Source organism: Victivallis sp., from assembly GCF_048170485.1.
In the GTDB taxonomy this organism is placed as follows: Bacteria; Verrucomicrobiota; Lentisphaeria; order Victivallales; family Victivallaceae; genus Victivallis.
On the sequence record NZ_DBEXAY010000166.1, the window covers coordinates 1 to 5,391 of the forward strand.

The 5,391-nt window shown below is 56.1% G+C and carries 8 protein-coding genes and 1 tRNA gene; 2 read left to right on the forward strand and 7 right to left on the reverse strand.

All coding sequences use genetic code 11. The annotated features are described in order from the left end of the window. The coding region (locus tag ACMLHG_RS08690) for a hypothetical protein (RefSeq protein ID WP_417170241.1) at nt 1–197 on the forward strand (197 nt) is incomplete at its 5' end. Further along, entirely contained in the window at nt 194–622 is a 429-nt protein-coding gene (locus tag ACMLHG_RS08695) for an integrase core domain-containing protein (protein WP_417170242.1), read from the forward strand. The genes ACMLHG_RS08690 and ACMLHG_RS08695, both read left to right, overlap by 4 nt. 161 nt (nt 623–783) lie before the next feature. On the opposite strand, the gene ACMLHG_RS08700 is transcribed toward ACMLHG_RS08695, so the two are convergent. The 7 genes from ACMLHG_RS08700 to ACMLHG_RS08730 form a co-directional block, all read right to left on the reverse strand. Further along, nucleotides 784–861, reverse strand: a tRNA-Pro gene (locus tag ACMLHG_RS08700). 73 nt (nt 862–934) lie between these two features. After that, nucleotides 935–1,531, reverse strand: a complete 597-nt coding sequence (locus tag ACMLHG_RS08705) for a protein jag (protein ID WP_417170243.1) — start codon at nt 1,529–1,531, stop codon at nt 935–937. Nucleotides 1,532–1,582: 51 nt separating this feature from the next. Further along, nucleotides 1,583–3,310, reverse strand: coding sequence for a membrane protein insertase YidC (yidC, locus tag ACMLHG_RS08710; RefSeq protein WP_417170244.1), 1,728 nt, complete (start codon nt 3,308–3,310; stop codon nt 1,583–1,585). A 76-nt stretch (nt 3,311–3,386) separates the two neighbouring features. After that, nucleotides 3,387–3,629, reverse strand: a complete 243-nt coding sequence (yidD, locus tag ACMLHG_RS08715; protein ID WP_294437031.1) for a membrane protein insertion efficiency factor YidD — start codon at nt 3,627–3,629, stop codon at nt 3,387–3,389. Next, entirely contained in the window at nt 3,623–3,985 is a 363-nt protein-coding gene (gene rnpA, locus ACMLHG_RS08720; protein WP_295812720.1) for a ribonuclease P protein component, read from the reverse strand. Before rnpA ends, yidD begins: the two co-directional genes overlap by 7 nt. A gap of 73 nt (nt 3,986–4,058) precedes the next feature. Further along, nucleotides 4,059–4,193 carry a 50S ribosomal protein L34 gene (gene rpmH, locus ACMLHG_RS08725; protein WP_294437027.1) on the reverse strand — a complete coding sequence of 45 codons (135 nt, stop codon included), beginning with the start codon at nt 4,191–4,193 and terminating at the stop codon, nt 4,059–4,061. Nucleotides 4,194–4,396: 203 nt separating this feature from the next. Continuing rightward, entirely contained in the window at nt 4,397–5,347 is a 951-nt protein-coding gene (locus tag ACMLHG_RS08730) for a LacI family DNA-binding transcriptional regulator (RefSeq protein WP_417170245.1), read from the reverse strand. Nucleotides 5,348–5,391 lie beyond the last annotated feature (44 nt).

Here is a 5,391-nt window from a genome sequence, read left to right on the forward strand (position 1 = left end):
TCGGGCTCATTATTATGAAGAGGGAAATGCCGTCGGGCGGTTATCGTCGTCTGACGGCATTCATTTTGTGGCCATTTCCCCTTTCGAAAAAATCTCCCCTCGATCCACCATCACCATGGAGCTGGCTGGGCGCTTACGTTAGAATGACGATTTCAAAGAATTATGGGACGGCAGTGACATTTTTTCAAGAAAAGTGATAGCACACTCTATCTCTATCAATAATGACACCGCATTGGTTCTTGCAACGTTCAAGCAGGCATTTGAATGCCGTGGAAAACCGAGTGGTCTAACTTTTCATAGCGATCAAGGAATGCAATATTCTGCATATGCTTTCAGGATGTATCTCCGTGAGTGTGGTGTGATACAATCTTTTTCGAATCCTGGAACTCCCCATGACAATGCTGTTGCGGAGGCATTTTTCAGTATTATGAAAAGAGAGGAGATATCCCATAACTACTATCACACTGAAGAGGAACTTGATAAAACGGTTACAGACTTTATTGACTTTTATAATTCAATGCGGCCTCATCGCAAGCTGCATAATCTCTCGCCAGATCAATTCGAAAAGAGTTTTTCTCTAAGGGGACAAATGGAACAGTCTAATGGTTCCGTTGACAGATAGTCGACGACTTTATGCACAAAAGACAAAAATCATCCACGTTGTAATTGAATGTTGACCAGTTGGTGCACTTTGGCTTTTCCAGGACATTTCTCGGTCAAAAATAAAAGAGATTTTGAACACGGGACAAATCCCAGCGTTCAAAATCTCGTTACTACTACAAATGGTCGGGGTGAGAGGATTTGAACCTCCGGCCTCTGCGTCCCGAACGCAGCGCTCTAGCCAGACTGAGCCACACCCCGACGGATTGTTTGGTTAACACCTTTCCGGCGCCAACAGTTTATAATATATACCGCGAACGCCGGAAAAGCAAGCTCAATTTGAGGAGTTTTTCAGAGAAATTACAACTTTCTTGAACGCGCCTTCGCCTTCCGACTCCGTCGTGATCTCCGGATCGTTCTGCAAAGTCACATGAATGATACGCCGATCGTGCGCATTCATCTCCGGCAGCTTCACCGGATCACCCCAGCGCTTCACCTCTTTGGCCGCATCCAGCGCCTGCTGTTCCAGCTGGGCCGTCGAATTGCGTTCGCCCCCGTCGTTGTAGCGGCGACGCTCACGGCGTTCCCGCGGCTGACGGCGCGGCTGCTGTTCCCCGTTCTCTTCCTCATTCTCACGCGGAGCACGCGCTTCCCGCTCGCCCTTCGCATAGCCGTCGATGTCCAGCAGAATGTGCGGGCAATCCTCGTTGTCCTTGAACATGATCCGGTTGAGCAGCAGCTGAAGGCTTTCCAGCGCCTGCCCCTTGCGGCCGATGATCCGGCCCGCATCATCCGAAGTGATCTTCACCGCCAGCCGGTTCCCCTTTTCCTCAATGCGGAGCGTGGCATTGAGCCCGAGGTAATCAAACATGGTGGCCAGCGTTTTGATGATCTTTTCCTTCTGCTCCTGGAACTTCTCGTTGTCTGACATTGACTTCTTCCCTTTTCCTTAATGTTGAATTCCGGTTGGCGCGGCCCGGTTTTATCTGGCGTCTTTGACTGGCGCCGCGCACTGCACGTTCCCGCTGCGCTGTTGGAGACGCAGCTGAATGATACTGAATATGTTGCTGACCGTCCAGTAGAGCGTCAGCCCCGACGGCAGATCGTAGAGGAATATCAGCATGACAATCGGCATCGCCATCATCATCTTCTTCTGTACCGGATCCATCGACATCGGCGTCATGCGCTGCTGAATCACCATCAAAACCGTCATCGCGATCACCAGCGGATTGATCGGCAGGCTCCAGCCGAAGAGAAAGAGCGGAATCCGCGCCACCGTATCCGCCGCCGCCAGGTCATGCGACCAGAGAAACGGCACCTGCCGCAGTTCCACCGCCCCGTCCAGCGTGGCGTACAGCGCGAAAAAGACCGGAATCTGCAACAGAATCGGCAGGCATCCGCCGAACGGATTGACCTTCTCCGTCCGGTAGAGCTCCATCATCTTGGTGTTCAGAAGCTGCGGATTGTCCTTGTACTTTTCGCGCAGTTCCTGGATCTTCGGCTGTACCGCCTGCATCTTTTTCATCGAAGCGTTGGCTTTGGCGGTGACCGGGTAGAAGAGCAGCCGCACCAGCAGCGTCAGAATGATGATGCTCACCCCGTAGGAGCCGCAGAGGCCATGCAGTTTGACCAGAATCCACAGCAGAAGCCGGGCGAGATAATCGAGCGGCCCCCAGGCGAGGTGCATCACGCGGCCGGTGGTCGTATCAAACGCATCCAGCTGCGCAATCACCTTGGGGCCGGAGTAGTAGCGGAACGCGAACTGCTTCGAGTCCCCCGCGCCGACCACGAAGGGGGCCAGCCGGGCGCCGACGGTGATGATCTCATCCTTTTCCTGGCCGCGGAGCCGGAACGTACGCGCCTGATACAGCGTATACGGTTCCGCCGCCGTCAGGAGCACGGTGAAATATTTGTTGCCGATGCCCGCCCAGGAGACCGTCGGAGCGGGATTCTGGAAGAAATCCTCGTCATCCCAGCCGGCTTTGATATCGAAGAATTTCCCGGCCGCGGTCATGTAGTCCATCCGGTGCGAAGCGACCCGTACTTTATCCCCGGAAATCAGCGTCCACGGAGCCAAATCACCGCCGTTGAACACCAGATTGCTGAAGGAAAGCGGTACCCCGCTGCGGTTTTTCACCTCCAGCGAGATTTGGGTCTCGTACCCGGAGGAGGCGATCTGCCATTTCTGAAGCAGGTCGAACGTCGTGCCGGAGGCGGTGCGGATTCTCCGCTCCAGTTCGTAGCTGTCGGCCGTGAGCCGGGAGGAGAGAACTCCGGTGACCACCCAGGGGGAGCCTGGCTCGAAAAGCGAGAGTGCTCCCGTGTGCTGACCGAGCGTGTGGTCGAGTGTGACCGGAGCGGTCTGGCCGGCGTTGAGATAGTGATTCATCGTGATGCCGCTGACCGAACCATCGAGCGGATTGATCCGCAGCGTCATATCCGCATTCTTGAGCTCCACTGGCGGAAGCGGTTTCGCCGCCAGAACCGGTTCGACCGGGCGGACTGCCGGAGCGGCTGGTTCCTGTACCGCCGGAGACGGCGCTGCCGGGGAAGGCGTCGAAACTGTGGCCGGCGCGGCGGCCGGCGCGGTTTGTGCAGCAGGTACTGCCGGATCGGGGATCCAGCCCATGTAGCGGCAGAAGGGATCCCAGCCGAAGAGGATCACCACGCAGATCGCAATTGCGATCGCCGTCTCTTTATCGAATTTCACGTTAAGTCCTTACAGTTCGAAGAGAACCCTCTCTTCCATACTCTGCCGCACAGGCGCCCGGAAACTGTTCAGGGAGTCATCTGCTCCTCCGGCGGGCGCCGGGGCAATCTCGTCGAGGGGGAGGAACCGGATCAATCCCCCCCCGGCAGAACGGCTGGCAACGCATCAGACGCCAGATTGTCAGCCCCGTCCCCCGCCAGAATCCGTGAAGCCGCAACGCTTCGACCGCGTAGCGGGAGCAGGTCGGCTCAAAGCGGCAGCAATTGGGCAACAGCGGGGAAATTGCCCATTGATACACCTTAATGATTGCAATCAGCATTCGGGCGGCAACGCCGACCCGGGCGGAATCAGATTGGCTCTGGTCAGCAGTTCCGCCATTTCGCGGGTCACCTCCTGACGCTTCCGGTGTTTCATCCGGTTGCGCGGAATCAGGATAATCCATTTGGCAGGAATTGTTTCGCGCAGAAGTCGGAAACTCTCCCAGAGCAGACGCCTCGCCCGGTTGCGTTTCACCGCGAGCAGGCTGTATTTCTTGCCGCATATGACTCCGCATCGAAGTAAACTGTCGGGGGCGTCCGCATAGACCAGAAGCATGCTCGGCCCCACCAGTTTGGTCCCGTCGGACCGGACCCGGTCAAATTCCGATTTGAACCGAAGTCTATCCGGTTTTTTCAACGTCTTTTTCAACATGAAACCCAACGGGCGACTGAACCGCCGGCGATGTCGGCGGTCAGATCGTAGAAAAGCGTTACGCAGTCAGCCGGGCCCGGCCTTTCTGGCGGCGGCGTTTCAGAACCAGACGGCCGGCACGGGTCGCCATGCGGGCGAAGAAACCGATGCGGCGCTTGCGGCGGCGGCTGGAGGGCTGGAATGTTCTTTTCATGTTCTTTTTTCCTTTTTTTATCGTAAGACAAAATTGTTCAAATTACGGAAGTATTACAATACATCCGTTTTCGCCGAATTCAAGCTCTGCTCGGGAAAAAGCTGGAATTTTGTTCTCTCACCCCCCGCCGTTGCGGTTTTCGCCTGTCGCGAAGAGAGACGGACCGCACGCGATTCCCGGCAAGAGAGGCCGTCTCTTTCCCGTCAGGAGGGGGGGGCGACACTCTGCCGCTTGAGAAACAGGTAAGGAATGAGAATGTTGCGCGGCTGCCGTTCGGAAAGCTGCAACAGATTTTCCAGCAGGCGGATACCTTCGTCTGCCATGCGGGGATAGTTCTGACAGAAGGTGGTCAGAGGCGGAAGGGTGTGCTTTGACAATTGCGGATTCTCCCAGGCGATTACGGAGATGTCCCGTGGAACATGCAACGCGGCTTTTTCCAGATGGCGGAGCAGATGCAAGTCAAATCCCTCATGGGGAAGGAGGAGAGCGGTGACCTTGTCTGCTCGGATTCTGGGCGTGAGCTCCACAAATTCTGTTCCGACATAAAATTCATAGAGAAACCCGGTCAACTCGGGCCGTCTGTCGATGGCAAGTTGAAACTGTTCCCGGCGTTTCCAGTTGGAATAGCCGATATTAACCCCTGCGAGCAGGGCGATTCTCCGGTGGCCGTTTGCATGAAACAGCTCCACGGCCGCCGCAATGGCCCCCGCTTCATCGGAGTTCACGGAGAAGATTCCCTCCCGATGGCACTCGTAATTGTTGAAACAGACGAGTGGGCAGCGGTAGGAGCGGGCCAGCTGTTGATTGGTTTTCCGGTTGTAGCAGAGCGAGAAGAGGCCATCGACGGCATACTCTTTCAGACTGTGGAAATTTGATTCCGTGGCAAGCAGAAGTTCGTAATCGCGGCTGCGGCATTGCTGAAGGATCTCCTCCAGCAGACTGAGATCGTAGACCCCCCGGTAGAACCGGTCGGAAAGCGCCACCATCAGGCGTTTTCGCTTCTGGGTGCGACGATACCCCAGCTCTCTGGCGCTCTCCAGAATTTTCCGCCGGGTTTCCGGCGCCACCAGCGGACTGTCGGAGAGAGCGCGGGAAACTGTGGCGGCGGAGAGTTCCAGGGCCGATGCGATGGTTCGAATCGATGTCTTTTTCATATCTCCAGCTCCTGCTTCCGGTTCACAATAGCAGTGCGTCGACT

What these genes read in the sequence shown, in the direction of transcription:
- ACMLHG_RS08705 (WP_417170243.1), bottom strand. Translation starts at nt 1,531, where the DNA reads ATGTCAGACAACGAGAAGTTCCAGGAGCAGAAGGAAAAGATCATCAAA.
- yidD (WP_294437031.1), bottom strand. Translation starts at nt 3,629, where the DNA reads ATGCTGATTGCAATCATTAAGGTGTATCAATGGGCAATTTCCCCGCTG.
- rpmH (WP_294437027.1), bottom strand. Translation starts at nt 4,193, where the DNA reads ATGAAAAGAACATTCCAGCCCTCCAGCCGCCGCCGCAAGCGCCGCATC.
- ACMLHG_RS08730 (WP_417170245.1), bottom strand. Translation starts at nt 5,347, where the DNA reads ATGAAAAAGACATCGATTCGAACCATCGCATCGGCCCTGGAACTCTCC.